This is a genomic window from Phreatobacter sp. GW821-FHT04C01 (genome assembly GCF_059420385.1).
In genome coordinates, this window is record NZ_JBWKTP010000003.1 from 775,301 (window position 1) to 801,095 (window position 25,795).

The 25,795-nt window shown below is 68.3% G+C and carries 27 protein-coding genes, 1 other RNA gene and 1 pseudogene; 21 read left to right on the plus strand and 8 right to left on the minus strand.

Annotation, left to right across the window (positions count from 1 at the left end; all coding sequences use genetic code 11):
* Positions 1-11: 11 nt before the first annotated feature.
* Positions 12-425, plus strand: coding sequence for a large conductance mechanosensitive channel protein MscL (gene mscL / locus AC07WJ_RS15355; RefSeq protein WP_494935447.1), 414 nt, complete (start codon positions 12-14; stop codon positions 423-425).
* 66 nt (positions 426-491) lie between these two features.
* Here the strand turns inward: mscL and rsmD are convergent, their stop codons facing one another.
* Positions 492-1,046: a 16S rRNA (guanine(966)-N(2))-methyltransferase RsmD gene (gene rsmD / locus AC07WJ_RS15360; RefSeq protein WP_494935448.1), complete on the minus strand. Its 555-nt coding sequence runs from the start codon at positions 1,044-1,046 to the stop codon at positions 492-494.
* A gap of 3 nt (positions 1,047-1,049) precedes the next feature.
* The gene (locus AC07WJ_RS15365) at positions 1,050-4,274 is read right to left on the minus strand and encodes a pseudouridine synthase (protein WP_494935449.1); all 3,225 of its coding nucleotides are present in this window, start codon (positions 4,272-4,274) and stop codon (positions 1,050-1,052) included.
* Positions 4,275-4,405: 131 nt separating this feature from the next.
* Here AC07WJ_RS15365 and AC07WJ_RS15370 point away from each other — a divergent pair, with 131 nt between their 5' ends.
* Complete coding sequence (locus tag AC07WJ_RS15370; RefSeq protein WP_494935450.1) at positions 4,406-4,834, plus strand: nucleoside deaminase; 429 nt, start codon at positions 4,406-4,408, stop codon at positions 4,832-4,834.
* 6 nt (positions 4,835-4,840) lie between these two features.
* On the opposite strand, the gene AC07WJ_RS15375 is transcribed toward AC07WJ_RS15370, so the two are convergent.
* The 4 genes from AC07WJ_RS15375 to AC07WJ_RS15390 form a co-directional block, all read right to left on the minus strand.
* The gene (locus AC07WJ_RS15375) at positions 4,841-6,541 is read right to left on the minus strand and encodes an ABC transporter permease (RefSeq protein WP_494935451.1); all 1,701 of its coding nucleotides are present in this window, start codon (positions 6,539-6,541) and stop codon (positions 4,841-4,843) included.
* Positions 6,542-6,545: 4 nt separating this feature from the next.
* A complete protein-coding gene (locus AC07WJ_RS15380; protein WP_494935452.1) occupies positions 6,546-7,580 on the minus strand; it encodes a Fe(3+) ABC transporter substrate-binding protein in 1,035 nt (344 codons plus the stop codon).
* A gap of 288 nt (positions 7,581-7,868) precedes the next feature.
* The gene (locus AC07WJ_RS15385) at positions 7,869-8,189 is read right to left on the minus strand and encodes a superinfection immunity protein (protein ID WP_494935453.1); all 321 of its coding nucleotides are present in this window, start codon (positions 8,187-8,189) and stop codon (positions 7,869-7,871) included.
* A gap of 28 nt (positions 8,190-8,217) precedes the next feature.
* The gene (locus AC07WJ_RS15390) at positions 8,218-8,694 is read right to left on the minus strand and encodes a superinfection immunity protein (RefSeq protein WP_494935454.1); all 477 of its coding nucleotides are present in this window, start codon (positions 8,692-8,694) and stop codon (positions 8,218-8,220) included.
* Positions 8,695-9,000: 306 nt separating this feature from the next.
* On the opposite strand from AC07WJ_RS15390, the pseudogene AC07WJ_RS15395 reads away from it, so the two are divergent.
* From AC07WJ_RS15395 to AC07WJ_RS15410, 4 genes and pseudogenes are all read left to right on the plus strand, one after another.
* Positions 9,001-9,867, plus strand: a pseudogene (locus AC07WJ_RS15395) (MBL fold metallo-hydrolase); the annotation flags it as partial.
* Positions 9,868-9,871: 4 nt separating this feature from the next.
* Positions 9,872-10,234 carry a sulfite-sensing transcriptional repressor BigR gene (gene bigR / locus AC07WJ_RS15400; protein ID WP_494935455.1) on the plus strand — a complete coding sequence of 121 codons (363 nt, stop codon included), beginning with the start codon at positions 9,872-9,874 and terminating at the stop codon, positions 10,232-10,234.
* Positions 10,231-10,647, plus strand: coding sequence for a YeeE/YedE family protein (locus AC07WJ_RS15405; RefSeq protein ID WP_494935456.1), 417 nt, complete (start codon positions 10,231-10,233; stop codon positions 10,645-10,647). The genes bigR and AC07WJ_RS15405 overlap by 4 nt, the downstream gene beginning before the upstream one ends.
* Positions 10,644-11,072, plus strand: coding sequence for a DUF6691 family protein (locus tag AC07WJ_RS15410; RefSeq protein WP_494935457.1), 429 nt, complete (start codon positions 10,644-10,646; stop codon positions 11,070-11,072). Before AC07WJ_RS15405 ends, AC07WJ_RS15410 begins: the two co-directional genes overlap by 4 nt.
* A gap of 18 nt (positions 11,073-11,090) precedes the next feature.
* Here the strand turns inward: AC07WJ_RS15410 and AC07WJ_RS15415 are convergent, their stop codons facing one another.
* The gene (locus AC07WJ_RS15415; protein ID WP_494935458.1) at positions 11,091-11,900 is read right to left on the minus strand and encodes a 3'(2'),5'-bisphosphate nucleotidase CysQ family protein; all 810 of its coding nucleotides are present in this window, start codon (positions 11,898-11,900) and stop codon (positions 11,091-11,093) included.
* A gap of 181 nt (positions 11,901-12,081) precedes the next feature.
* Between AC07WJ_RS15415 and AC07WJ_RS15420 the strand changes: the two genes are divergently transcribed.
* From AC07WJ_RS15420 to AC07WJ_RS15455, 8 genes are all read left to right on the plus strand, one after another.
* Positions 12,082-12,858: an extensin-like domain-containing protein gene (locus AC07WJ_RS15420; RefSeq protein ID WP_494935459.1), complete on the plus strand. Its 777-nt coding sequence runs from the start codon at positions 12,082-12,084 to the stop codon at positions 12,856-12,858.
* A 100-nt stretch (positions 12,859-12,958) separates the two neighbouring features.
* Positions 12,959-16,570, plus strand: coding sequence for an AsmA family protein (locus tag AC07WJ_RS15425; protein WP_494935460.1), 3,612 nt, complete (start codon positions 12,959-12,961; stop codon positions 16,568-16,570).
* A gap of 13 nt (positions 16,571-16,583) precedes the next feature.
* Positions 16,584-16,940: a transfer-messenger RNA gene (ssrA, locus tag AC07WJ_RS15430) on the plus strand.
* A gap of 102 nt (positions 16,941-17,042) precedes the next feature.
* Positions 17,043-17,615: an SspB family protein gene (locus AC07WJ_RS15435; protein ID WP_494935461.1), complete on the plus strand. Its 573-nt coding sequence runs from the start codon at positions 17,043-17,045 to the stop codon at positions 17,613-17,615.
* 324 nt (positions 17,616-17,939) lie between these two features.
* Positions 17,940-18,116 carry a DUF4169 family protein gene (locus AC07WJ_RS15440; RefSeq protein ID WP_494935462.1) on the plus strand — a complete coding sequence of 59 codons (177 nt, stop codon included), beginning with the start codon at positions 17,940-17,942 and terminating at the stop codon, positions 18,114-18,116.
* 8 nt (positions 18,117-18,124) lie between these two features.
* A complete protein-coding gene (locus tag AC07WJ_RS15445; protein ID WP_494935614.1) occupies positions 18,125-18,355 on the plus strand; it encodes a ribbon-helix-helix domain-containing protein in 231 nt (76 codons plus the stop codon).
* 151 nt (positions 18,356-18,506) lie between these two features.
* The gene (locus tag AC07WJ_RS15450) at positions 18,507-18,998 is read left to right on the plus strand and encodes a tripartite tricarboxylate transporter TctB family protein (protein ID WP_494935463.1); all 492 of its coding nucleotides are present in this window, start codon (positions 18,507-18,509) and stop codon (positions 18,996-18,998) included.
* 10 nt (positions 18,999-19,008) lie between these two features.
* Positions 19,009-20,517 (plus strand): tripartite tricarboxylate transporter permease, encoded by a 1,509-nt coding sequence (locus AC07WJ_RS15455; protein WP_494935464.1) that lies wholly within the window; start codon positions 19,009-19,011, stop codon positions 20,515-20,517.
* Here AC07WJ_RS15455 and AC07WJ_RS15460 read toward each other — a convergent pair.
* The gene (locus tag AC07WJ_RS15460; RefSeq protein ID WP_494935465.1) at positions 20,507-20,662 is read right to left on the minus strand and encodes a hypothetical protein; all 156 of its coding nucleotides are present in this window, start codon (positions 20,660-20,662) and stop codon (positions 20,507-20,509) included. The two genes, AC07WJ_RS15455 and AC07WJ_RS15460, sit on opposite strands and share 11 nt — an antisense overlap.
* 44 nt (positions 20,663-20,706) lie before the next feature.
* Between AC07WJ_RS15460 and AC07WJ_RS15465 the strand changes: the two genes are divergently transcribed.
* The 7 genes from AC07WJ_RS15465 (at position 20,707) to hflC (ending at position 25,696) form a co-directional block, all read left to right on the plus strand.
* Positions 20,707-21,177, plus strand: coding sequence for a YHS domain-containing (seleno)protein (locus AC07WJ_RS15465; protein WP_494935466.1), 471 nt, complete (start codon positions 20,707-20,709; stop codon positions 21,175-21,177).
* 163 nt (positions 21,178-21,340) lie between these two features.
* On the plus strand, positions 21,341-21,661 hold the full coding sequence (locus AC07WJ_RS15470) for a DUF2853 family protein (RefSeq protein WP_494935467.1): 321 nt from the start codon (positions 21,341-21,343) through the stop codon (positions 21,659-21,661).
* A 156-nt stretch (positions 21,662-21,817) separates the two neighbouring features.
* A complete protein-coding gene (locus tag AC07WJ_RS15475) occupies positions 21,818-22,612 on the plus strand; it encodes a thymidylate synthase (protein WP_494935468.1) in 795 nt (264 codons plus the stop codon).
* Entirely contained in the window at positions 22,612-22,923 is a 312-nt protein-coding gene (locus AC07WJ_RS15480) for a nucleoside triphosphate pyrophosphohydrolase family protein (protein WP_494935469.1), read from the plus strand. The genes AC07WJ_RS15475 and AC07WJ_RS15480 overlap by 1 nt, the downstream gene beginning before the upstream one ends.
* Positions 22,920-23,438: a dihydrofolate reductase gene (locus AC07WJ_RS15485; protein ID WP_494935470.1), complete on the plus strand. Its 519-nt coding sequence runs from the start codon at positions 22,920-22,922 to the stop codon at positions 23,436-23,438. The genes AC07WJ_RS15480 and AC07WJ_RS15485 overlap by 4 nt, the downstream gene beginning before the upstream one ends.
* Before the next feature lie 195 nt (positions 23,439-23,633).
* The gene (gene hflK, locus AC07WJ_RS15490; RefSeq protein ID WP_494935471.1) at positions 23,634-24,776 is read left to right on the plus strand and encodes an FtsH protease activity modulator HflK; all 1,143 of its coding nucleotides are present in this window, start codon (positions 23,634-23,636) and stop codon (positions 24,774-24,776) included.
* Complete coding sequence (hflC, locus tag AC07WJ_RS15495; RefSeq protein WP_494935472.1) at positions 24,773-25,696, plus strand: protease modulator HflC; 924 nt, start codon at positions 24,773-24,775, stop codon at positions 25,694-25,696. Before hflK ends, hflC begins: the two co-directional genes overlap by 4 nt.
* Positions 25,697-25,795 lie beyond the last annotated feature (99 nt).

Genomic DNA, 25,795 nt, shown 5'->3' on the forward strand with positions numbered 1-25,795 from the left:
AGGGCATCGAGATGCTGAAGGAATTCAAGGAGTTTGCCCTGAAGGGCAATGTGGTCGACCTGGCCATCGGCGTGATCATCGGCGCCGCCTTCGGCCGGATCGTCGATTCGCTGGTCGGCGACGTGTTCATGCCGATCATCGGCGCGATCGTCGGCGGCCTGGATTTCTCGAATTACTTCATTGGCCTGAGCAAGGCCGTGACCGCCGTCAACCTGGCCGACGCGCAGAAGCAGGGCGCGGTGATCGCCTATGGCAGGTTCATCACCGTCGCGATCAATTTCGCGATCATCGCCTGGGTCCTGTTCATGGTGGTAAAGGCCATGAACCGGCTGAAGAAGCAGGAGGTCGCCGCGCCGGCCGTACCGCCGCCGCCGCCGGCCGATGTCGTCCTGCTCACCGAGATCCGCGATCTCCTGAAGAAGTGAGCCGAAGCGGTCGTTTTCCGCGGCATCCCGGGCCGTGCCCGGGATGTCGGTCGCCTTCGGGCCGCGTCAGGTCCGGCGGGCGATCAGCAGCTGGGTGTCGCCGGCGGCCCGTCGCTCCTCGAGCGTGAAGCCCTCGGGCAGGGCCACCGTCGCATCGGCGGATTCCTCGACCACCACCAGCGCGGCCGGGGTCAGCCAGCCGCCGTCACGGGCACTGGCCAGCGCCCGCTCGGCCAGGCCCTTGCCATAGGGCGGGTCGCAGAACATCAAGGTGAAAGGCTCGAACGGCGAGACCTCGCCGAGCTTGGTCGCGTCGCGCCTGAGCACGCTGGTCACGCCCGACAGGCCGAACGCATCGACATTGCCGCGGATCAGGCCGCGCGCCTCGGTGCCCTGGTCGACCAGCGCGGCGAAGACCGCGCCGCGCGACAGCGCCTCCAGCGCCAGGGCGCCGGTGCCGGCGAACAGGTCGATGACCCGCGCGCCGTCACAGGCGTCGTCATAGGCATGGGCCAGCACGTTGAACAGGCTTTCGCGCAGGCGATCCGAAGTCGGACGAATGCCGTCCGACTTCGGCCCCGCGATCGAGCGGCCCTTGAAACGTCCACCGACGATCCGCAAGCCTCAGCGCTCCCGCTTGCCCCCGCCGGGACGACCGCCGAATGGCTTGCCGCCGCCGGGCCTGCCGCCACCGCCGCCGGGGCGGTCGCCGAACGGCCGTCCCTCGCGTTTGCCGCCAAAGCTCTTGCCACCGCCGAAGCTCTTGCCGCGATCCGGCCGGTCGCCCGACGGGCGATCGCCGAAGGAGCGCTCGCCGCGCGGCTTGAAGTCGCGCTGCGGACGATCGCCGGACGGGCGGTCACCGAAGGAACGCTCGCCCCGCGGCTTGAAGTCCCGGCCTCCGCCGTCGCGATCGCCGCCGAAGGGACGGTCGCCGCGGGGCTTGAAGTCGCGCTGCGGCCGGTCGCCGGACGGGCGATCACCGAAGGGACGATCGCCGCGCGGCTTGAAACCACGGTCCGGACGATCGCCTGACGGACGATCACCGAAGGGGCGGTCGCCGCGCGGCTTGAAGCCACGGTCCGGCCGGTCACCCGACGGACGATCACCGAAGGGGCGGTCGCCGCGCGGCTTGAAGCCGCGGTCCGGCCGGTCACCCGACGGACGATCACCAAAGGGACGGTCGCCGCGCGGTTTGAAGCCACGGTCCGGCCGGTCGCCTGACGGGCGATCACCGAAGGGACGGTCGCCAAAGGATCTCTCGCCCCTTGGCTTGAAGCCGCGGTCCGGGCGGTCACCGGACGGACGATCGCCATAGGGACGATCGCCGCGCGGCTTGAAGCCGCGGTCCGGGCGGTCGCCCGACGGACGATCGCCATAGGGGCGGTCGCCGCGCGGTTTGAAGCCACGGTCCGGACGATCGCCGGACGGGCGATCGCCATAGGGTCGGTCGCCAAAGGACCTTTCGCCCCTAGGCTTGAAGTCCCGCTGCGGACGATCGCCGCGGTCCTCGAAGCGGCGCGGACGATCGCCGAAGCGGCCCTCGTCGCGGGCCGGTGCTTCCTCGCGCGGCGCCTCTTCACCGGCGATGCGCTCGACCTTGACGCGGCGGCCTTTGGAATCGGTCAGCGGCGTGTCGCGCTTGAAATCGCGCTCGCCCTCGGCGCGGGCTTCGCTGGCGCGTTCGCCCTTAAAGCCGGGGCGCGCCTTGTTGATCGGGCCGGCATCGGTTGCCTCGGCATCACGCCAGATGCGCGGGCGCGAACCGAAGCGATGCTCGGGGCTCTTGCCCTTCGGACGGCCGTCATCGGCGGCCGGATCGAAACCGCCGTCGCGGTCGCGGCCGAAACGGCCACCGCGGTCGTCGTCGCGCGAGAAGCGCTTCGGACGATCGTCGCGGTCGCCGAAGCGGCCGGGGCGTTCGCCGCGCTCGCTGCGATCACCGAAGCGGGCCGGGCGTTCGTCCCGGGCACCGAAGCGCGAGGGCCGCTCGTCGCGGCCGGCAGGACGGCCAGGACGTTCGCCCCGCTCCTCGAAGCGGCGCGGACGCTCGCTCCGCTCGTCGGCACGACGCGGCCGCTCGCCGCGGCTGCCGCGCTCTTCGCGTTCGCCGATCCGTTCGAACACCGGCCGGTCGAACTCGACGCCGGCGAGCTCCGAGAGGTCGTCGCCGAGCTGATCGCGCAGCACCCGCGTCTTGATTTCCTCGACCTCACCCTCGGGCAGTTCGCCGAGCTGGAACGGGCCGAACGAAACGCGGATCAGCCTGTTGACGTCGAGGCCGATCGCGCCGAGCACGTTCTTGACTTCGCGGTTTTTGCCTTCGCGCAGCGACAGGGTCAGCCAGCTATTGGTGCCCTGGACGCGGTCGAGTTCAGCTTCGATCGGGCCATATTCGATACCGTCGACCTCGATGCCGCCGCGCAGGCGGTCGAGCGTCGGCTGGTCGATCGTGCCATGGGCGCGGACCCGGTAGCGGCGCAGCCAGCCGGTCGCCGGCAGCGCCAGCACCCGGGCAAGCCCGCCGTCATTGGTGAGCAGCAGCAGGCCTTCGGTATTGATGTCGAGCCGGCCGACGGTGATCACCCGCGGCAGATCTTCCGGCATGGCGTCGAAAATCGTCGGGCGCCCTTCCGGATCGCTCGTCGTGGTGACAAGGCCGGCCGGCTTGTGGAACAGCCAGAGCCGGGTGCGCTCGCGCTCCGGCAGCCTCTCGCCGTCGACGAGAATGACGTCGCTCTCTGTGACGTTGAGCGCCGGCGAGGTCAGCACCTGGCCGTTGACGCTGACCCGGCCCGCCTCGATCCATTCCTCGGCTTCGCGGCGCGAGCAAAGGCCGGCTCGGGCCAGCACGCGGGCAATGCGCTCGTCGCCCCGGTTGACCGGCTCGACCGAGCGGTCACGGTCGCGCGGCACGTTGTTGCGGTCGCGGTTGGCGCGGACGTCGTTCCAGTCGCCTTTCGGCTTGTCGAAGCGCGGCCGCTCCTGGCGGTCGCCGAAGCGGCCGGGACGCTCGTCGCGGCCGGCCGGCCGGGCCGGGCGTTCGCCACGCTCCTCGAAGCGGCGCGGCCGTTCGCCACGCTCGCCGTCCCGCTCGCGCGCACCATGCTTCGGCCGTTCGATGCCGGCCTCGGCGGCCAGCGCCTTGACCACCGGATCCTCGTCGATGTCTTCGAGGAAGGCGGGCATCTCATCCGATGCTTCGACAGCCTGCCGGCCGCGCTTCGGCGCGGTTTCGGCCTCGGCCTTGTCGGCCTTCCTGTCGGCCTTTTTGGCGCGCGCCGGGGTCTCGGCTGCGACGGGCGCAGCGACCACCTCGGGGGCGGCCTCGGTCTGGCGCGACGCGCGCTTCGGTTTGGCTTCGACCACCGGTGCGGCGATTTCGGCGGTCTTCCTGGCGGCTTTCGGCTTGGCCTCGACGATGTCGGCGGCGGGCGCGGCGGCCTTCCTGGAAGCCTTCGGCTTGACCTCGGCGGTCTCGGCGGCCGGTGCGGCGGTCTTCTTGGCGGCCTTCGGCTTGGCCGCGGCCACTTCGGCGACGGGCTCGGCGGCTTTCTTGGCGCGCTTCGGCTTGGCCTCGGTCGTCTCGACCGCGGCGGCGGGCTCTTTCTTGACGGCCTTGGTCCTGGGCTCGACGACGGCTGCAGCCGCCGCGACCGGCTTGCGCCCGGCGTGCTTCGGCTTGGTTTCGGTGACGGGCGCGGTCACGACCAGCGTCTCGGTGGCGGTCGTTGCGGCCTTGGCTCCGGCCTTGGTTCCGGCCTTCTTGGCGGTCTTCGGAGCGGTTTCGGAATCGGTTTTCCGCGTCCGGCTCGGGGCCGGACGATCATCGTCGCGCTTGCGGGGCATAGGGGTCTCGTGAGATCGGGTTGTCGCGGCGCCATCCGGCGTGCGCGGCCGGGGTCCCCGGCAGGAATGGGCGCCTTTAGCACGAACGATCGGAAATGGCGAGAGACAGCACGTCCAGCGACCCGACACCGATGGATTTGGCCCTTGCCGAAGCCCGTCTCGCCGCCGCGCGCGGCGAGGTCCCGGTCGGTGCCGTGGTGGTTCGGGACGGTGTCGTCCTGGCGCGGGCGGGCAACCGGACGCTGGCCGACAAGGATCCGACCGCGCATGCGGAAATCGTCGCGATCCGCGCCGCCTGCGTGGCGCTCGGTTCCGAGCGGTTGCCCGGGTGCGACCTCTACGTGACGCTCGAACCCTGTCCGATGTGCGCGGCGGCCATTTCGTTCGCCCGCATTCGTCGCCTTTATTTCGGTGCGGCCGATGCCAAGGGCGGTGCGGTCGAAAACGGCGTGCGGCTCTATGCCGATCCGACCTGCCACCATCGCCCGGATGTCTATGGCGGCATCGGCGAGGCTGCGGCCGCGGCCCTGCTCAGGGATTTTTTCCGCGATCGGCGCTGATCGCCGTCAGGAGGCGATCCGCTCGCCGGCCTTGCGTTCCCGGGCGATCATGCGGGTGATCAGGATCACCGGGATCAGGCCGATGGCGACGATGACGAGCGAGCCGGTCGAGGCCTGGGCCAGGCGCTCGTCGGAAGCGAGGTTATAGACCCGGACCGCCAGCGTATCGAAATCGAACGGCCGGACGATCAGGGTCGCCGGCAGCTCCTTCAGCACGTCGACGAAGACGACCAGCGCCGCCGTCAGCAACGAGCGGCGCAGCAGGGGGGCGTGGATCGACCAGGCCACGCCATAAGGCGTGGAACCGAGCGTGCGGGCCGCCGCGTCGAATGTGGCGGGGATCTTGTGCAGGCCGGACTCGACCGGCCCGACCGCCACCGCCAGGAAGCGCACCAGATAGGCATAGAGCAGCGCCGCCGCCGTGCCCGACAGGATCAGGCCGGTGCCCCAGCCGAAATGCGCCTTGGTCCAGCCGTCCAGCGCGTTGTCGAAGGCGCCGAGCGGCACGAGGATGCCGACCGCGATGACCGTGCCGGGAACCGCGTAGCCGACGCTCGCGATTCGGATCGCCGTTGCCGTCACGGCGCCCGGCGCGAGCCGCGCGGCATAGGCGACCAGCGCGCCGGTTGCGACCACGAGCACGGCCGCGAGCCCCGCCAGCACGAAGGAATTGCGGGCATAATGCAGGAAGCGCGGTCCGAGGAAGGGATCGCCGCCGTCGAGATGCAGCCGGACGAGCGCCGCCACCGGCACGATGAAGCCGAGCATGACCGGCAGGATGCAGACGATGATCGCCGCGGCGGCTGCAACCGGCTTCAGCCGCAAGGGCACGAGCCGGCGATGCCGGCGGGCACCGGCGCCGAAGCGGCGGCCCCGCCTGGCCGCCATCTCCATCGCCACCAGCACCAGCACGAAGACCAGGAGGGCGGTGGCAAGCTGGGCCGCCGCCACCCGGTCGCCCATGCCGAACCAGGTCCGGTAGATCGCGGTGGTGAAGGTCGTGACGCCGAAATATTCCACCGTGCCGAAATCGGCCAGCGCCTCCATCAGCGCCAGCGCGACGCCGGCCGCGATCGCCGGCCGGGCCATCGGCAGGCCGACCCGGAAGAAGGCGCCCCAGGGATTGGCGCCGAGCGTGCGGGCCGCCTCCAGCACGCAGACCGACTGGTCGAGAAAGGCGGCGCGCGCCAGCAGGTAGACATAGGGGTAGAGCACCAGGGTCAGCATGGTGCTGACGCCCCAGAGCGACTGGATGTCGGGGAACCAGTAGTCGCCATGGCCCCAACCGGTGAGGCCGCGCAAGGCGCCCTGCACCGGACCGGCGAAGGCCAGCGCGTCGGTATAGGCATAACCGATGATATAGGCGGGAATGGCGAGCGGCAGCAGCAGCAGCCATTCGAACAGGCGCGAACCGGGAAACCGGCAAAGTGTCACCAGCCAGGCCGTGCCGACCCCGATCACCGCCGTGCCGATGCCGACAAAGGCCATCAGTCCGGCGGTATTGACCAGGATTTCCGGCAGCACGGTCTCGACGAGATGGCCCAGCGCACCGCCCGAAGGCTGCAGCGCGCTCAGCGCCACCGACAGGATCGGCAGCGAGATCAGCGCCGCCAGCCCGATCGCCAGGCAGGTCAAAACACCACGCCCGGCCAACAGGGCCGGGCGCCAGGCCGCGCGGGGCGCGGGTTCGAACAGGACGTCGGTCACGCCGTCACTTCCAGCCGGCGCGATCCATGATCTTGAGCGCCTCGGCATTGTTCTTGGCGAACACGCCGGCATTCAGGCTGTCGGCCTTGAACTTGCCCCAGGCGGCGACTTCGGGCGGCCAGTCGACACCGGCGACCGCCGGATATTCCGAATTGCCGAAGGCGAAATAACGCTGCGCGGCAGGCGTCGAGAGATATTCGAGATAGGCGCGGGCCGCTTCCAGGTTCTTCGAATGGCGGGCGATGCCGGCCGCCGAGATATTGACATGGGTGCCGCGATCGCCCTGGTTCGGGAACACGATGCGCACCTTGTCGACGATGGCCTTGTCCTCCGGCTTGGTGGATCGTGCCAGCGCGCCGAAATAATAGGTATTGGCGACGCCGATATCGGCCTCGCCCGCGGCCACCGCCTTGATCTGGTCGGTATCGCCGCCACGCGGCGGGCGGGCGAAATTGGCGACCACGCCCTTGGCCCAGGCCTCGGTCTTCTCGGCACCATGGGCGGCCAAGATCGAGCCGGTCAGCGACTGATTGTAGACGTTGGTCGACGAGCGGATGGCGACCTTGCCCTTCCATTTCGGGTCGGCGAGGTCTTCGTAGCTGGCGATCGCCCCTTCGGCGACGCGCTCGCGGGAGACCAGGAAGACCCGGGCGCGGGTCGAGAAGCCGAACCAGTTGCCCTCCGGGTCGCGATAGCTCGCCGGAATCCGGCTGGCCAGAACCTCGGAGGCGAAGGGCTGCAGCAGGCCGGCCTCGCGCGCCCGCTCGATACGGCCGGCATCGACGGTCACGAAGATGTCGGCCGGCGAATTGGCGCCTTCCGAGCGCATGCGCTCCATCAAGGGGTCCGGCTGGGCCTCGACCCGGTTGACGGTGATGCCGGTCGCCTTGGTGAATTCGGCATAGAGCGCCTCGTCGGTGTCGTAGTGGCGCGACGAATAGAGGTTGAGCACGCGCGCCTGCGCCCGCAGGATCGCCGGCGTCGCGACAAGAACGGCGGCGCCACCGAGGAGCGCGCGACGGGTGGGGGACAGGGTCATGGTGCAGCCTCCGCCATGCGCCATCGAGCACGGCGCGGTGGGCGGGCAGTCCGGCGGCGAGGCCGGGTGCCCAGGGAGGCGCATCCTAGCGTTCGCGATACCTCGTGCAAGTCTCTGAAAAAACATTGGAATTCTTCAAAACTGCAGTTTAGAAGAAATCCAGTCGCGGCGAATTCACCAAGCTCTTCCGTGGCTTCACGTGCGCTCGTGGGGTCGTCGGACGGGCGATCTCGCCCGGGCCGGCCACCAATGGTGCGGCAAGCGGCGCGCGGCAAGGCGTCGGCCACGTCATTTCACGACCAGGCCTGCGACGATCAGTAGCACGAGGACGCCGATGATACAGGCGATCACGCGACCGCCGCGATCCTCGAATGAGCGGCCGGCATCTTGGCCCGGCGGGCGACCGCCCGGGAGACGGGAGATCGCGACCGGTTGCCGCCAGGCGTTCGAGCAAGCCCACACGAAGGACACGACCCAGCCGGGCAACGTCCAGCCGAGGACGAGATTGAGCACGAGAACGCCGCCGGCACACGAATGATGGCGCATGACCGCGATCATCGCGGGCAGGAAATAGACGGCCGCCAGCATGACGATTCCGGTCTTGTCCATGCGTTCTCTCAGCCGATGCGCGCCTTAGCTACCACGCGCCGCCGCCTGGAGGCCGGTTCCTGGCATAGGCGTCGCGTGCTTCTTCCGTGGCGTCCTTGAACCTGGCGCGTTGTGGTGCCGGGACGACCATCGCACGGCCTTCCTTTGCTTCGGGTGGCTGAAGTTGCGAGGCCGGAATGACGTAGGCGGCCGTTGCCGGCGGGGCGAGGGGAGGGGTCGCCGATACATAATCGGCGGACATTTGAGACTGCTCGCCGGCCGGCAATGGAGGCGCTGCCGGAATGATCGGGGCGCCGTCGTATCTGACCTCCACATTGTCGCTCTTCGCCCACAGATAGGCCAAGGCCCAGCCGAGGCGGGTGTCGCCGGCGAGAAGGTCGAGCGTGAAGATCGACGAGGTCTGGCGGTGCCCGCGGTTCCAGGCGATCAGCGTCGGCAGGAAGCGGAAAAAAGCCCAGATCGCCAGCAGGAACAGCCAGAAAACAATGCTCATCGCCAGTTCCATCGCAATCCTCGCGACATAGAGCCGTCCGGGCGGCCGCTGCGAGCCGGCGTCCGATCCGTTCGCCAACCTGCGCGAGCATGACGCGATGTTTCGCCTGAACCGGACATGAAGATCTTCGCGAGACTGCGCCGATTGCTTCGGTTCCGGAAGCCGAACGCCGTCCGCGATTGCGGATGGCCGGACGGGCCGCCGTCAGCGCCTTGCGAAGCCATGCTATATATTATATCGAACTATATAATGTTGATCGATCGACGGTCGACGAAGGAGACTATCATGAGCGAGAATGCCGGCCGCGTTGTTGGTCGCCCCGAGGTCACCGGCTTTTATGATCGGCGGACGTCGAGCATCCAGTATGTCGTCGTCGATCCCGCCACCAAGGTCTGCGCGATCATCGATCCCGTACTGGATTTCGACGAGAAGTCGGGTGCGACCGCGACCACCAGCGCCGATGCCCTTCTCGCCCATGTGCGCGAGCGCGGGCTTTCGATCGCCTGGATCCTGGATACCCATCCCCATGCCGATCACTTCTCGGCGGCGCACTATCTGAAGGCGAGGACCGGCGCGCCGACGGCGATCGGCGCCAAGGTGACCGAGGTCCAGGTGCTCTGGAAGGGGCTTTATGGCTTGCCGGACCTGGCCACCGACGGCTCGCAATGGGACCGGCTGTTCGCCGAAGGCGACAGGTTCGCCATTGGCGATATCGAGGCCAGGGTGATGTTCTCGCCCGGTCATACGCTCGCCTCCGTCACCTATGTGGTCGGTGACGCAGCCTTCATCCACGACACCCTGTTCATGCCTGACAGCGGCACGGCGCGTGCCGATTTTCCCGGCGGCGATGCCCATCAGCTCTGGCGCTCGATCCAGGCGATCCTGGCTCTACCCGACGATACCAGGCTGTTCACCGGCCACGACTACCAGCCGGGCGGGCGGGCCGCCGCCTGGGAGAGTTCGGTCGCGGCGCAGAAGCGCGACAACGGTCACGTCGCCGGCCGGACCGAGGCCGAGTTCGTCGCCTTGCGCCAGGCGCGCGACCGCACCTTGCCCATGCCCAAGCTGATCCTGCATGCCCTGCAGGTGAACATTCGCGGCGGCCGGCTGCCGGAACCGGAAGCCAATGGCCGGCGCTATCTCAAGTTTCCACTGGACGCGCTCGCCGGCGCGGCCTGGGGGTAATGCCATGGCGGCGATCGGCGCAACCATGGTCAAGCCGGCGATAGCGGCGGCGGTCATGCAGGAGCGGGCGGGTGAGGCCGCGCGCCTGCTGCGCACGCTCGCCAATCGCAACCGGCTGATGCTGGTCTGCACCCTGGTCGAGGGAGAGTTCTCGGTCGGCGCGCTGGAAGAGCGGCTCGGCATTCACCAGCCGACCCTGTCGCAACAGCTCACCGTGCTGCGCGAGGCCGGCATCGTCGTCACCCGGCGGCTGTCCAAGCAGATCTTCTACCGGCTGGCCGAGGCCAAGGCCGCTGAGTTGGTCGGCGCGCTCTACGCCATTTTCTGCGCCGAGGCGCCCGAAGACGGACAGGGAGCAAAGCAATGACGATCTATTGGCCGTCGCTTGCCGGCGGCATGATGATCGGCCTGTCGGTCGCCATGCACGTGCTGCTCAATGGCCGCATCGCCGGCATCAGCGGCATTGTCGCGAGCCTGTTTCGGCCGGTCGACCGCCGGCTCGCCGAGGCGGCCGTCTTCGTCGCCGGCCTGCTGCTCGGCCCGCTGCTCTACCGCGCCGGCTTCGGCCAATGGCCCACCGTCCATATCCAGGGCGCCTGGCCGCTGATCGTGGTCGCCGGCCTGCTCGTCGGTTTCGGCAGCCGGCTCGGATCCGGCTGCACCAGCGGTCATGGCGTCGCCGGCCTGGCGCGGCTCTCGCCGCGATCGATCGTGGCGGTGATCACCTTTCTCGGCACGGCCGTGCTGACCGTCTACCTGATGCGGAGCCTCGGAGCATGATCGCGTTTCGCCTGCTCGCGGCTCTCGCTTCCGGCGCCGTGTTCGGTTTCGGCCTGTCGCTTTCGGGCATGCTCGATCCGGCCCGTGTCCGCGGCTTTCTCGATATCGCGGGGGCCTGGGATCCGAGCCTCGCCTTCGTGCTCAGCGGTGCCGTGGCCGTGGCGGGCATCGGCATGTGGCTTCAGCGCCGGCTCCCGCATCCGGCCTTCGACCGGACCTTTCACCTGCCTGCGAAAACAGCGATCGACCGGCGCCTGGTCGCCGGTTCGGCCCTGTTCGGCATCGGCTGGGGCATGGCCGGCCTCTGTCCGGGCCCGGCGATCGCCTCGCTCACCCTGGGGCTCGCGCCGACCGTGCTGTTCGTTGTCGCGATGGCCGCCGGCATGATCGTTCACGACCGGTTTGTCGCGGCCGCCAGGGCCTGACGCGGTCGCGGCTGCCGGTCAGCGGCCGAGCGCGAAGGCGCCGCTGCTGGCCAGGAACGACGACGTCCGGAACTGGGCCTCGGCACGCCCGTAGACGATCGGGCTGCCGTCGGGAATGGTCATTCGCCCGCCCGCCGCGACCAGCACCGCATGGCCGGCCGCGATGTCCCATTCGGCGATCGGCCCGAAGCGCACGGTCAGATCGGCGCCGCCCTCGGCGATCACGGCATATTTGAGCGACGAGCCGAGCGCCAAGCGCCGGGTCACGCCATGTTCCGCCAGGAAGGCTTCGCTGGCTGCGTCCGGATGCGAGCGGCTGACCAGCGCGACCGGGCCTTCGGCGGGCACGGGGCGTGTGTGGATCGGCACGCGGTCGGCGGCGGCGGTGACGGCCTGCCCCGGCGCCAGCGTCATGGCCTCGGCCTTGCCGGCGGCCCCGATCCACAGCCGGTGGCGGGCCGGCGCATAAACGATGCCGGCGACCGGATTGCCGGCGGAGACGAGGCCGATATTGACGGTGAACTCGCCATTGCCGGCGATGAATTCGCGCGTGCCGTCGAGCGGGTCGACGGCGACGAACAGATCGGTCGTGGCCGGCAGCCGGCCGGCGGCGGCCGATTCCTCCGCCAGCACCGGCACGCCGGGAAGAAGCGCCGCGAGACCCTCCAGAATGATCTCCTCGGCCTCCTGGTCGGCGGCGGTCACCGGCGAGCCGTCGGCCTTGGTGGTGCTGCCGCAGCCGTAATGCGCCATGACCCGGTGGCCGGCGGCGACCGCCAGCGTCCCAAGCCTGTCGATGAGGGCGGAATCATTGAACCGATGAGCCATGGCCCCTGTTTAGGCCCGGCGCCGGGCGAGGGGAAGCGTCCGCCGCGGACGCACCCATGCGTCCCGGGCCGATGCAGATCGTTCAGCCTTTCTTCACCGCCTTTCTTGGGCTGCTGTTCACCCCGCCCGGTCATGATGAATGTCGGGTTAGGGGCATCTCGAAAATTGTCGGGACAAGCCGGTGAGTATCGTGTTCGGCAGGGAATTGATCAGCCGCAAGGCAGTGAAATGGGTGATCTTCGCGGCGGTCGGGCTGACACTCGCCGCCTGCGGTCGCTATGCCTATGAGCGGCGCGAAGCGTGGCGGTCCGAGCTCGAGAGCCGCTGCATGTCATCCGGCGCGGTGCAGATGTCGCGCTACGTCCAGCGCGCCACCGCCATCAACGGCCCCGGTGGCTGCGGCATGGACTATCCGCTGCGCGTCGCCGCCCAGTCGCAGGGCGCCGTCGCCTACAGCCGGCCCCAGACGCTGGCCTGCCAGATGGTGCCGACCGTCGACCGGTGGATCGACAATGTCGTCCAGCCGGCGGCGCTACGCTGGTTCGGCGCCAATGTCGTCGAGGTCAAGGCCGGCTCGTTCAATTGCCGCGGCATGGTCGGCGGCTCGGGCTCGCGCATGTCGGAACATGCCTATGGCAACGCACTCGATGTCTTCGCCTTCGTGCTGTCCAACGGGCAGACCGTGGTGATCCGCACCCATTGGCGCAGCGAGGGCGCCGAGTCGGCCTTCCTCCGCGAGGTCTTCATTCGCGCCTGCGACCATTTCACCACCGTGCTCGGCCCCGGCTACAACTCGTTCCACTACGACCATTTCCACCTCGATCTCGCCCGCCACGACGCGCGCTGGACCCGCCGCGTCTGCCGGCCGCGTCCGGAAACGATCCAGATGCCCGCGCAGGCGGCGCCCGCCGGCAGCTTCGGCTGGGGTTTCGGCAACCAGGGCAATATGATCCGCTGATCGAACCGGCGGCCCGGCGGCGCAGCCGAATGCCCTGCGCCTTTCGGTTGTCGTCGCCATGGCTTACATTGGGTCTCGCCTCTCGCGGGACCATGCCAACGTGCAGAACACGCTCCTCGCCATCGGGATCGCCTTGATCGTTGCGATCCTCACGGCCCTGGTCGGGCCGTGGCTGATCGACTGGAACCGCCACAAGCCGATGATCGAGGCGGAAGCCGCGCGTCTGTTCGGCCTGCCGGTCACGATCGGCGGCGACCTGACCATCCGCCTGCTGCCGACCATCGCGGTGGACGCCCGCGATGTGACCATTGGCGCGCCGGCGAGCGGCGCCCGGATCGGTCGGCTGCGCGGCGAGCTGCGCGTGGCGCCGCTGCTGCGCGGCGAGGCTTCCCTGACCGCGGTCCATGTGCGCGACGTCGATCTAACCTTGTCCGACCGGGGCCTGCCGCATCAAGGCCTGGCGGTCGAGGAGATCGCCATCGAGAATGCCCGGCTGTCGGTTGCCGACAGCGCGGGCACGCGGACGCTCATCGCCGAGCGCATCGCCCTGACCGGCGAGTCGCGCGGCACCCGGGGCCCGGTTCGCCTGGAGGGCTCGGCGGTCGTGGCCGGCCGGTCGATGCCGCTGCAGGTCCTGGCGAATTTCCCGGAGGCCGGCGGCCTGGCATTGCGGCTTCGCTCGACCGACCGGGTGAGCGGCTTCGTCGTCGAAGCCGAGGGCACGACCGGCGGTGCGGGCAATCCGCATTTCGACGGCACGGTCATCTTGTCCGGGGACACGGGCGCGCTGCCGTGGCGGATCGCCGGTGCTGCGACGGTGACGGCCGGCGCGCTGGTCTTCGAACGTGGCGAAGCCATGCTCGGCACCGGCGAGCGCGCGGCCCGTGCCACCGGCTCGCTGCGTTACGTCTGGGGCGGCGCGCCGACGCTCGACACCGTCGTCACCGCGCGCCAGGTCGATCTCGACCGGTTGATCGACAACGCCGCCGGCCAGCCGCGCACGCCGCGCGAGGTCGTCGCCGCCTTGATCACGGCGGTGCCGGCCCTGCGCGGGTCCGATCTGCCGGTCACCGTGGGCTTCGATGTCAGTGGCCTCATGCTCGGCGGCGGCCAGGTCGCCGACCTGCGCGGCGACCTGCAATCCGGTCCCGACGGCTGGACCGCCGAGCAGCTGACCGCGCGGCTGCCGGGCGACAGCCATGTCGAGATGAAGGGGCGCATCGCGTTGCGGCCGGATCTCGGCTTTTCCGGCACGCTGGCGCTGCAATCGGCGCGGCCCGGACTGTTGCTGTCCTGGCTCGACGGCCAGGTGACGCCGGCCGGCACGCTGGATGATCCGATCCGGCTGTCGACGTCCCTGACGGCGGAACCCGGCCGGCTGGTTCTCGACGGATTGGAAGCGGTGACCGCCGCCGGCGATGCCAAGGGCCACATCGCCCTCGACATGCCGGCGCTCGGCCGCCACGCGCTGGCGGTCGACCTGACGGCGGAAGCGCTCGATCTCGACCTGCTTCTGCGCCTGGCGCGCGGCGCCGGCGCCAGGCTCGATCCGGCCACCGATACCCGGCTGCAGCTGAAGGCCGAGGAGGCGAGCCTCGGCGGCGTCACCGCCCGCGGCCTCGATGTGACGCTTGCCTCCGACGGCAATCGCTTCGAGGCCGAGCGGTTGAAGATCCGCGATGTCGCGGGCCTCGGCCTCGATCTGACCGGCCGGCTCGACGGCCTGGGCGGGCCGCTCACCGGCCGCCTGGCCGGCCGGCTGACGGCCGACAAGGCCGATGCCCTGGTGGCGTTCCTGGCACGCGGCGAGCATACCGCCGGCCTTTCCCGCCTGGTCGCCGAGCGCGCCGCATGGCTCGGCGGCACCGACCTCGCCTTCAGTTTTGACGCCGGCGCCGCGGCAGCCCTCAAGGTCAGGGCCCAGGGGCAGGTCGGCGCGGCCTGGATGCATCTCGATGCGGCCGGCACGGGCGACCTGACGTCGCTCGATCGCCTCGCCGGCCAGGCGAGCCTGGTGTTGGAGGCGCCGCGCGCCGATCAGCTTCTCGGTCTCGGCGCCGGGCTCGTTCCCCTCGGCATCGCCGCGGCGACGCCGAGCCGCCTGGAGGTCGTGCTCGACAAGCCGGCCCATGGCCCGGTCGGCATTCGCGGCGAAGCCCAAGCGGTCGAGACCTTGGTCCATTTCTCAGGCAGCCGCGCGCTCGACGGCAGCGGCAGCCTGACCGCCACCTTGGCCTCGCCCGATATCGCGCCGGTTCTGCCGCTGGCCGGCGTGCCGGCGGAACTGGCGGGGCTGCTGCCGGCGACCCTGTCGGCCCGGCTCGAATTGAGTGAGGCCAACTGGCGGGTCGAGGGCCTGGAAGGCCGCATCGGAGCGAGCGGCGTCAAGGCATCCCTGGCAGGACGCGGCCGGACCGTCATCGGCAGCGTCAATTTCGGCAAGCTCGGTTTCGAGCCCTTGGCGAGCCTCCTGACCGGGCCGGCCTGGCTGATCGATACCGAGGCGGGCCGCCTCGCCGACGCCTCGTTCGGCCGGACCTTGCTCGACGGGCTCGATGGCGAGATCGCGGTCGGCGCCGAGGCGGTCGGGCTCGGCGGCTATCCGGCATTGACCGGCGTCACGACGACCCTGGTTCGCCAGGGCGGGAAAACCACGCTCAGGGATTTTCGCGCGCGGCTCGCCACCGCCACCGTGACCGGCGACATCGCGCTTGACCGAACGGCGCTCAGCACCGCGGTCCAGGCGAGTTTCGGCATCGACCGCGTCCCGCTGGCCTTGGTCTTTCCGGGAGCGGCGGGCTCCGGGCCCTTGTCGATCGCGCTGAACGGCGACGGCACCAGCCCGGCTTCGCTCCTGGCGAGCCTGCGCGGCGACGGCCGCCATGCCTGGCCGCGAACGGCGGTTGCCGGTGTCCATCCGGCCGCGCTGGCGCGGGCGACACGGGCGGCCGAAATCGCCCAGGACCTCGGCCGTCCGCTCGACGACGCCGGCTTCGCGGCCGTCCTGACGCGCGAACTGGCCAGGCCCGTCGACATGCCCGCCATCGACATCCCGCTGACCTTGTCCGGCTCGCGCCTGCGCGCCGGCGAGGCCGCCTTCGCCTTTGCCGGTGGCCGGGTTACCTGGAGCGGCGGCGTCGATCTCGCCGCTGGCGAACTTGGCGCCGGCGCCAGGATCGCCTCCGAGCCGCCGCCGCGAACCGACGCGGTCCCACTGATCGCACTGAGGTTCGACGGTCCGCTCGGCGCGACCGCGGGCCGGCTCGACGCCGACGACGTCTCCGGCTGGCTCGGCCTTCGCCTGGTCGAGCGTGAGGCGCTGCGCATCGAAATGACCGAAAGCGACCGGTTGGAACGGGCGCGCCAGCGAGCCTTCAGCCGCCTGCCGTTCCGGCCGATCGAAGAGGCCGTGCCGGAGCCGCCGCCGGCACCGGCCGCCGCCGCGGAGCCGGAGCCCGCCGCGGCCGTCGACGAACCGCGAATCGAAATGCCCGAAACCCGGCCGGATCCGACCCCCTTGCCGCTGCGTCGCCCGGCCGAGCCGCGGCCCGTGCCCCGGCCCTTGGGCTCGCCTCCGCCGTCCGCGGACCTGCCCTCGATGGTCCGCCGCGCCCTGGACGGCCAGCGCACGACCCCCGGCGAACCCATGTCGATCCTGCCGCCGCTGCCGCCGCCGGTCGATATTGGCCCCGCGCCGGGCATGCGGCGTTGATGGCTGCGACGCCGCCCTTCCAACCGCGCGTTCCCTCGCCTATATTCATTCCCGCCGGGGCAACCCGGCTATGGCAATAAACGGCCATCGCAATAAGCCTATCGGACCCGGGGGCAGTACCCGGCGCCTCCACCATCAGGACCCCTCAGGGGTGCTGGTGATGGGGGCGAAACAGGATCGACGAGGGTGTAAAGGGTGTTCTTTTGCTCGGCATGGTTCCACCGTTATCGGGCTATCTCAATAGTTGCCAACGACAACTATGCTCCGGTCGCCGTTGCCGCGTAACGCGGTAAAGGTACCGAAATCAAAGTCCTTGCGGGTAGCACTGTAAGGCGGGGTTCGGAGGCACCTGGCAACAGAAGCCTCCACTTCCTCCCGCCGATTCCGCGCAGCGGGACCATGGACGTCATCCCGATCGCGCGGTTATAGGACTGATCCCAGTCCGCGATCGAATAGACCCAAATAGCGCCCCATGCCGACCGATCTCATTCGCTACGACCTTCTGGCTCAGGATGCGCTGCGTGGCGTCGTGCGGCGGGTTTTGACCGACGCCGTCCGCGAGGGCCTGCCGGGCGATCATCATTTCTACATCACCTTCGACACCCGCGCGCCCGGGGTGCGCCTGTCGAACCGCATGCGCGAGAAATATCCGCAGGAGATGACCGTCGTCCTGCAGCACCAGTTCTGGGACCTGGCGGTGACCGACCACACATTCGAGGTCGGCTTGTCGTTCGGCGGCATCCCGGAACGCCTGCTCGTGCCGTTCGAGTCGATCAAGGGGTTCTTCGACCCTTCGGTCCAGTTCGGCCTGCAGTTCGAAGTGGCGGGCACCGAGCCCGAGGCGGCCTCGACCGGGCCCAAGGAATTCGTCGTGCCGGCCGAGCCGCCCACGGCCGAGCCCGCCGGCAAGGCGCGCGGTGCCGCGCGTGGCGCTGCGTCCGAGCCGGAAGAAGCGGGCCCGAAGCCTGAGGCCGAGGTCAGGACCGATGCGGCTCCGCAGGGCGGCGCCGAGGTCGTCAGCCTGGACAAGTTCCGCAAGAAATAAGCCGCCGGAGCGGCGCCCGCTGGAAGACGTCAAGGCGCCCGGGGGTTCCGGGGCGCTCTTGATGTCTCGCTAATTTTAGAGCAATTTTAGCGGTTCTCTTTACCGGGTCTTGACTCAACGCTCACCTTACGGTGCGGAAAGTATCCATTGGTGCTCATGGCGGTACCGAGGGAAGGTTTCTTTACGGTTGTTCGGCGGATAAGAAAGGTTCAGCGGCTAAGGAGCTTGCCACGGCGGGGTACGGATCGGGGGCGATCCGCCGACCCGCCAAGCGGGAGCGCCGAACAGGGATGAAGCAGTCCGGCGCGAGCATGGAACAGGGTCATGGGTGATGTGGTCAACCTCAAGCGCGCGCGCAAAAACACCGCGCGCGCTGCTGACGAAATGAAGGCCGAGGCCAATCGATTGCGTTTTGGCAGGTCCGGCGCCGAGCGGCGCATCGAAAAGGCGCGGGCAGAACTCGAGGCGCATCGCCTCGACGGTCATAAGCGGACGGAGTGACGACGATCATGAAAAGCCATGTCGTCAAACGCTCCATTGTCGTCGAAGGTCACAAAACAAGTGTCAGCCTCGAGGATGAGTTCTGGACCGCCGTCAAGGAAATCGCCTCCGAGCGGCGGGAAACCTTGTCGGACCTGGTCGGTCACATAGACGGCGACCGGACACACGGAAATCTGTCTTCGTCAATCCGGCTTTTCGTTCTTGAATATTATCGGTCGCGCCACGACAAGCCGGCCTGACGGCGACAGCCGGGCCCTATGAGCGGTTCATAAAATTCATCGGTATGGCGGCAGCCGGGCGCTTGTGTTCCGGCGGTCACCGTGATGTCATCCGCGCGCGAAAGCACCTTCCCAAACTGGGGAATTCCCGAGGTGCTCGGAGCGGGGGAAAATGCCTGACACCGACATGAATGTGACTGCGGAGCCGCGTGGTCTGATCAAGAGCCCGCAGGACCTGATGGCGGGCCTTTTTCTCGTAGCCTTCGGGCTTTTCTGTTTGTGGGCCTCGTCGAACCTTTCGGGTGGACGCGGCGCCAATCTCGGCCCGGGTTCGTTCCCGCGTGGCCTGTCCTTCCTTCTGATGGCGGTCGGCGCGATCGTCGTGGTGCAGGCGCTGACCACGGTCGGCCCGAAACTCGAGGCCTGGTCCATTCGCGGCCCGGTTTTCGTGCTCGGCGCCGTGCTGCTGTTCGCGGTCTCGATCCGGCCGCTCGGCCTGGTCATTGCCGGGCCACTGGCGCTGATCATCTCGGCCTTTGCCGCCAAGGATACGCGCTGGCTGCCGAATTTGATCTTTGCCGTTCTGATGACGGCCTTCTGTATTCTTTTGTTCAAGGTTGGGCTGAGGCTTCCGATTCCGGTCGCTCCCTGGGCCGGATATTGAGGGGCGCACCATGGACATGATTGCTAATCTGGCGCTCGGCTTCGGTGTTGCGCTGACGCTGAAGAATATCGCGCTGTGCTTTCTTGGCTGCATGATCGGCACGCTTGTCGGCGTGTTGCCGGGCGTCGGCCCGATCGCCACCATCGCGATGCTGCTGCCGATCACCTTCGGTCTCGATCCGGTCGGCGCCCTGATCATGCTGGCGGGCATCTATTACGGTGCCCAGTATGGCGGTTCGACCACCGCGATCCTGGTCAATATCCCCGGCGAGGCGACATCCGTCGTCACCGTGCTGGACGGTCACCAGATGGCGCGCAACGGCCGCGCCGGCGTGGCACTGGGAATCTCGGCCATCGGCTCGTTCTTCGCCGGTACGGTGGCGACCATCATCATCGCCGGTCTGGCGACGCCGCTCACCCGGGTGGCCCTGCTGTTCGGCCCGGCCGAATATTTCTCGCTCATGGTCATGGGCCTGATCTTCGCCGTCGTGCTGGCGCGTGGCTCGGTGGTCAAGGCGATCGCCATGGTGCTCTGCGGGCTCATGCTGTCGACCGTCGGCCAGGATCTCGAGACCGGCGCCGACCGCATGACCTTCCGCTGGGCGGAACTCTCCGACGGTCTCGACTTCGCCGCCATCGCCATGGGCATGTTCGGCTTTGCCGAAATCCTGCGCAACCTGGAGACACCCGAGACCCGCGACGTCCTGAAGAACAAGATCGGCCGCTTGCTGCCGAGTTGGCAGGACATCAAGGAATCGGCGGCGCCGATCCTGCGCGGCACCTTTATCGGTTCGGCGCTCGGCATCTTGCCCGGCAACGGCGCCGTGCTCGGGCCGTTCGCCAGCTATACGATCGAAAAGAAGATCGCCAAGGATCCCTCGCGCTTCGGCAAGGGCGCCATCGAGGGCGTCGCCGGACCGGAAAGCGCCAACAATGCCGGCGCGCAGACCTCGTTCATTCCACTGCTGACGCTCGGCATTCCGCCGAACGCCGTGATGGCGCTGATGGTCGGCGCCATGACCATCCACGGCATCGTGCCGGGGCCGCAGGTCATGGAAAAGCGGCCCGATCTGTTCTGGGGCATGATCGCCTCCATGTGGATCGGCAATCTGATGCTGCTGATCATCAACATGCCGCTGATCGGCCTTTGGGTGAAACTCCTGAAAGTGCCGTACAACATGCTGTTCCCGGCGATCATCATGTTCTGTTCGATCGGCATCTACTCGATCAACAACAACCCGTTCGACGTGGTGATCACCGCCTTCTTCGGCTTTGTCGGTTATGGCCTGATGAAGATGGGCTTCGAGGTCGCGCCGCTGCTGCTCGGCTTCGTGCTGGGCAAGCTGATGGAGGAATATCTCCGGCGCTCGATCCTGATGTCGCGCGGCGATTGGTCGGTGTTCGTCGATTTCGTCAACCGTCCGATTTCGGCCGGCCTGATCGTCATCGCCGTCGTCCTGGTGATCCTGTCGTTCCTGCCGGCGATCACCAAGAGCCGCGACGAAGTCTTCACCGAGTGACTTTGCGATCCGGCGCGGGCTCGCCCCGCGCCGGATCGTTTTTGCGCCGCCGCGTGGCGGCCTTGCCGTCGATGCTTCCGCCTGCGCCGGCGGTGACTTCGCAGCCATTGTAACGAAACAGCTCTCCGGTCTCGAACAGGTCCAAGAAGACGGCATGTCGGATGCCGCGCCTGACGATCGGAGCTTGCCATGCGCCTCCCGTTTTCGCCGTCCCGCCGCGCGCTCGTCCTGTGGAGCCTCGCGGGCCCGGCGGCGCTCGGCACCGGCCGCGCAAGCGCGGCCGAGATCTACACCCGACCGCTGTCGTCGCTCGCAGCCGGCGGCTACGACGTCGTGGCCTACTTTTCCGAAGGCGCGCCGGTCGCCGGTTCGCCGGCCTTCGTCCACCGCTGGAAGGGCGCGACCTGGCGGTTTGCCAGCGCCGCCAACCGGGATGCTTTCGCGTTGGCCCCGGAGCGCTACGCGCCGGCCTATGGCGGCCATTGCGCCTGGGCGGCGTCGCAAGGCTATCGCGCCGCGGGCGATCCGCGCCAGTGGCGCATCGTCGAGGGACGCCTGTTCCTCAATTACGACGCCAATGTGCATCGGACCTGGCAGAACAATATTGCCGGCTTCATTGCCGCAGCCGACCGGCATTGGCCGGCGCTCGCGGCACAATGAGCTGGCGGTTTAAGAAACCGTGGTGACAATAGCCTGGAGGCGGCGTTTTTTTTGGCAGATTTCTATTGAAACAAGCCGGTGACGCTGGGAAATCTTGGTGCTAGCGTTGGCGCCCGCGCGGCTCCACTGGGCTGGGCGGGCCACAACGGCGAGAGGGAGCACCATGAGCGACTGGCTGGCAGACGTGAAGAAGTATGCGCCTAAGGCGAACGAAGCGGCCGTGACCGGGATCATCAAATATCTCGGAATCGCATTGCGTAACCGGGATTCGTCGCTGGTCTCCTTTACCGACCCGAAAGAAGTCGATCGCGTGAAACAGAATTTCGCGATCAAGAAGCTCGGCCTCACCGACGAACCGGCGATCGACGCCGCGCTCGCCAAGGTTCATGATGCGATGAAGGCGGACAAGACCAAGAACCGCGTGACAGTTTATTACCTCCTGGCCGATCACTTCAAGAAATTGGATCTGTTCATCAAGAAATAAGGCGGGCCATGCCTTGCCCGAAGCGCCGCCCGGTCGGGCGGCGTTTTCATGGGCGCAGGGGTGGGGCGCCCGCCTGTGGGCGACGCGATCAGGCCGCTGCCCGACATCGTTCGATCGGGCTATACTGCCTGAGATTCGCCCGACCGAGAGGCTCCGTTGCGCCAATATCACGATCTCATGCAGCGCGTGCTCGACACCGGCACCCGCAAGGACGACCGGACCGGCACCGGGACGCTCTCGGTCTTTGGCCACCAGATGCGCTTCGATCTCGGCGCGGGTTTCCCGATGCTGACCACCAAGAAGCTGCATCTGAAGTCGATCATTCACGAATTGCTCTGGTTCCTGAAGGGCGACACCAACATCGCCTATCTCAAGGCCAATGGTGTTTCGATCTGGGACGACTGGGCCGACGCCGCCGGTGATCTCGGCCCGGTCTATGGCAAGCAATGGCGGTCCTGGGCCGCACCCGACGGGCGCGTCATCGACCAGATGGCCAATCTCGTCGCGATGCTGCGCAAGAACCCGGATTCGCGCCGGCTGATCGTCTCGGCCTGGAACCCGGCCGATGTCGACGCCATGGCGCTGCCGCCATGCCATTGCCTGTTCCAGTTCTACGTGGCCGACGGCCGGCTGTCCTGCCAGCTCTATCAGCGCTCGGCCGACATCTTCCTCGGCGTGCCCTTCAATATCGCGAGCTACGCCCTGCTGACCCTCATGGTCGCGCAGGTGGCGGGCCTGAAACCGGGCGATTTCGTCCACACGCTCGGCGATGCCCACCTCTATGTGAACCACCTGGACCAGGCGCGGCTGCAACTGACGCGCCAGCCACGGCCCTTGCCGACCATGACGCTCAATCCGGCGGTGACGGATCTGTTCGGCTTCAGCTATGACGACTTCACGCTGACCGGCTATGAGGCCGACGCGCATATCAAGGCGCCGGTGGCGGTGTGATGTCGCAGCTCTCGGAGATGCAGGCGCGCGCCGAGCGCATCAGCCGGCAATACGAGGCGGCATTCGGCATCGCGCCGGGCGAAGACTGGATCGTCTTCAAACTGCAGGAAGAGCTGGGCGAACTGACCCAGGCCTATCTCGCGGCGACCGCCCGCTCGCGGCACAAGGCCGAGGGCGACGGCGGACGCGCGGCGCTGGCCCGCGAGATCGCCGATGTGCTGGGCTTCACCCTGGCGCTCGCCGAGCGCCTGGGCATCGATGCCGGCGCGGCGCTGGAAGCCAAGTGGATGCGCTACGAGGCCAGGCCATGACGCCGGTCATGCTGATCGCCAATGTCGGATCGAACGGCGCCATCGGTCGCGGCAACGCGCTGCTGTGGCGGCTGAAGACCGACATGGCCGGGTTCCGGGCGGCGACGCTGGGCAAGCCCGTGGTCATGGGCCGCAAGACCTTCGAGAGCGTCGGCCGGCCCCTGCCCAAGCGCCTCAATATCGTGATCTCGCGCCGCGCCGGCCTGTCGCTGGCCGGGGCGGTGGTGACCTCCGGACTGGCCAATGCGCTCGCCGTCGCGCATGCCGAGGCGCTGCGTTCGGGGGCGGCCGAGATCGTCGTGATCGGCGGCGCCGACATCTACGCCCAGGCCATGCCGCTCGCCGACAGGCTTCTGATCACCCATGTCGACGATGCGCCCGCGGCGGACGCCTTCTTCCCCGCGATCGATCCGGCGGCATGGTCGGGGCGCGACATATCCGCCTATCCCGCGGGGCCAGTCGACGATCATGCCTTCCGGGTGGTGGAATATCGCCGCGCCGCCCGTCCCGCCTGATCTCCCCTGGCGTAAGGCTGAAGCCCAGCCTATGGTTTTTGCTGAAGTTTCCCGGCTGCCCTCGTTCACCACGGGGCCGTAATGCGGCAATGACGCAGACGGCATCGCGTTGAAAGGAAGGGGCGGCTCTTCTATATCCGTGGGCAACACAGGCGCTCTCCAGCGCCGCCCGGCTTTCTCAGCGAGGACATTTTCATGCCGTGGAACAATCAAGGCGGCGGCGGCCCATGGGGCGGCGGCGGTGGTGGCGGCGGCGGTCCGAAAGGACCCTGGGGACAAGGTCCCCAGAGCGGCGGCCAGCCCCCCGACCTCGAGGAGCTGATCCGCAAGAGCCAGGAACGGCTGAAGAGCGTGCTGCCGGGCGGCGGCGGCAATATCGGCGCCAAAGGCATCGCGCTGATCGCGGTTCTGGCAGCGCTTGTCTATGCCGCGACCGGTTTCTACACGGTCGGCCAGAACGAGGTCGGCGTGAACACCGTGTTCGGCCGCCATATCGGCAATGCCGCGCCAGGCCTGAACTGGAACCCGCCGGCGCCGTTCGGCGCGGTGTTCCGGGTGCCGGTCACCGACGTGCGGCGGACCGAGGTCGGCTATCGCTCCGGCGGCGGCCCGCGCGGCGGCAATCGTGACGTGCTCGAAGAGAGCCTGATGCTGACCGGTGACGAGAACATCATCGACATCGATCTGGAAGTGCAGTGGGACGTCAACGCGGCCCAGGTCGCCGATTTCGTGTTCCAGATGCAGAATCCGGAAGGCACGGTGAAATCGGTTGCCGAGAGCGCGCTGCGCGAGGCGGTCGGCCGGCGCAACATCCAGCCGATCCTGACCACCGATCAGTCGGCGATCGCCGCCGAGATCCGCACTCTCATGCAGAAGACGCTCGACGACTACCATTCCGGCGTCAACGTGCGTGTCGTGCAACTGCTGTCGGCTCTGCCGCCGCAGCAGGTGCGTGGCTCGTTCCTCGACGTCAACGCGGCCCAGCAGGACCAGAGCCGGGTTCAGAACGAAGCGCGCACCTATGCGAGCCAGGTCGTTCCGGAGGCACGCGGCCGCGCCGCGCAGACGCTGCAGGAGGCCGAGGCCTATCGTGACCGCGTCGTCGCCGAGGCGAACGGTCAGGCCAGCCGCTTCACCCAGGTCTACGAGCAATATCGACTGGCGCCCGACGTGACGCGCGAGCGGATGTTCCTGGAGACCATGGAGCGGGTGCTCGGTGGCACCGACAAGGTCATCATCGATCAGGCCGGAGGCAATGGCGTCCAGCCGTTCCTGCCGCTCGACCAACTCACCAACCGTCGCCCGCAGGCCGGCACCACGCAGGGGACGACGCGATGAACTCGACCACCAAACTGGTTCTCGGCATCATTGCCGCCGTCGTCGTCTTCGCGCTGGCCAATTCGTTCTTCGTGGTCCAGCAGACCCAGCACGCCATCGTGCTGCGTTTCGGCCAGGTCGTGCGCCAGCCGATCAGCGAGCCGGGGCTCTATTTCAAGATGCCCTTCATCGACAATGTCGTGCCGCTCGACAAGCGCACGCTGGATCTCGACCTGCCGGTTCAGTCGGTGCTCTCGACCGATCGTCAGAACCTCGACGTCGACGCCTTCGCCCGCTACCGGATCACCCAGCCGCTGCGGTTCTTCCAGACCGTGCGCACGGTGCCCAATGCCAATACCCGGCTTGCCAGCTTCGTGAACTCGTCGATGCGCAACGTCATCGCCGGCACCACCATGTCGGCGCTGATCCGCACCGATCGCGGCCTGCTGATGAACCGTATCCAGGAAGAGGTGAACCGCGAGGCCGGCACGCTCGGCGTCGAGATCGTCGATCTCAGGCTGACCCGCGTCGACCTGCCCCAGGTCAACCAGGAAGCGGTGTTCAACCGCATGCAGACCGAGCGCCGCCAGGAAGCGGCCGACCTGCGCGCCACCGGCAGCCAGGCCGCGGTCACCATCCGCGCCCGGGCCGATCGCGAGGTCACCGGCATTCTCGCCGAGGCCAATCGCCGGGCCGACGAGCTGCGCGGCGCGGGCGATGCCGAACGCAACAAGATCTTCGCCGAGGCCTATGGCCGCGATCCGAACTTCTTCTCGTTCTATCGCACCATGCAGGCCTATGAGCAGAGCATGAAGCAGGGCGATACCCGCATGGTGCTCTCGCCGAATTCGGATTTCTTCCGCTATTTCGGCGACGCCACCGGGCGGCGAAACGGGCCGACACCGGCCCGCGCGGCGGACACACCTCCCGCCAGCCGCTGACCTCTTGCGCTCCAGGCCGTCGCGACCCCGTCGCGGCGGCCTTTTTCCATCGCGCCGGAAAAAGCGTGCCAAAGAACACGTGCCAATCAAGCGTGCTGA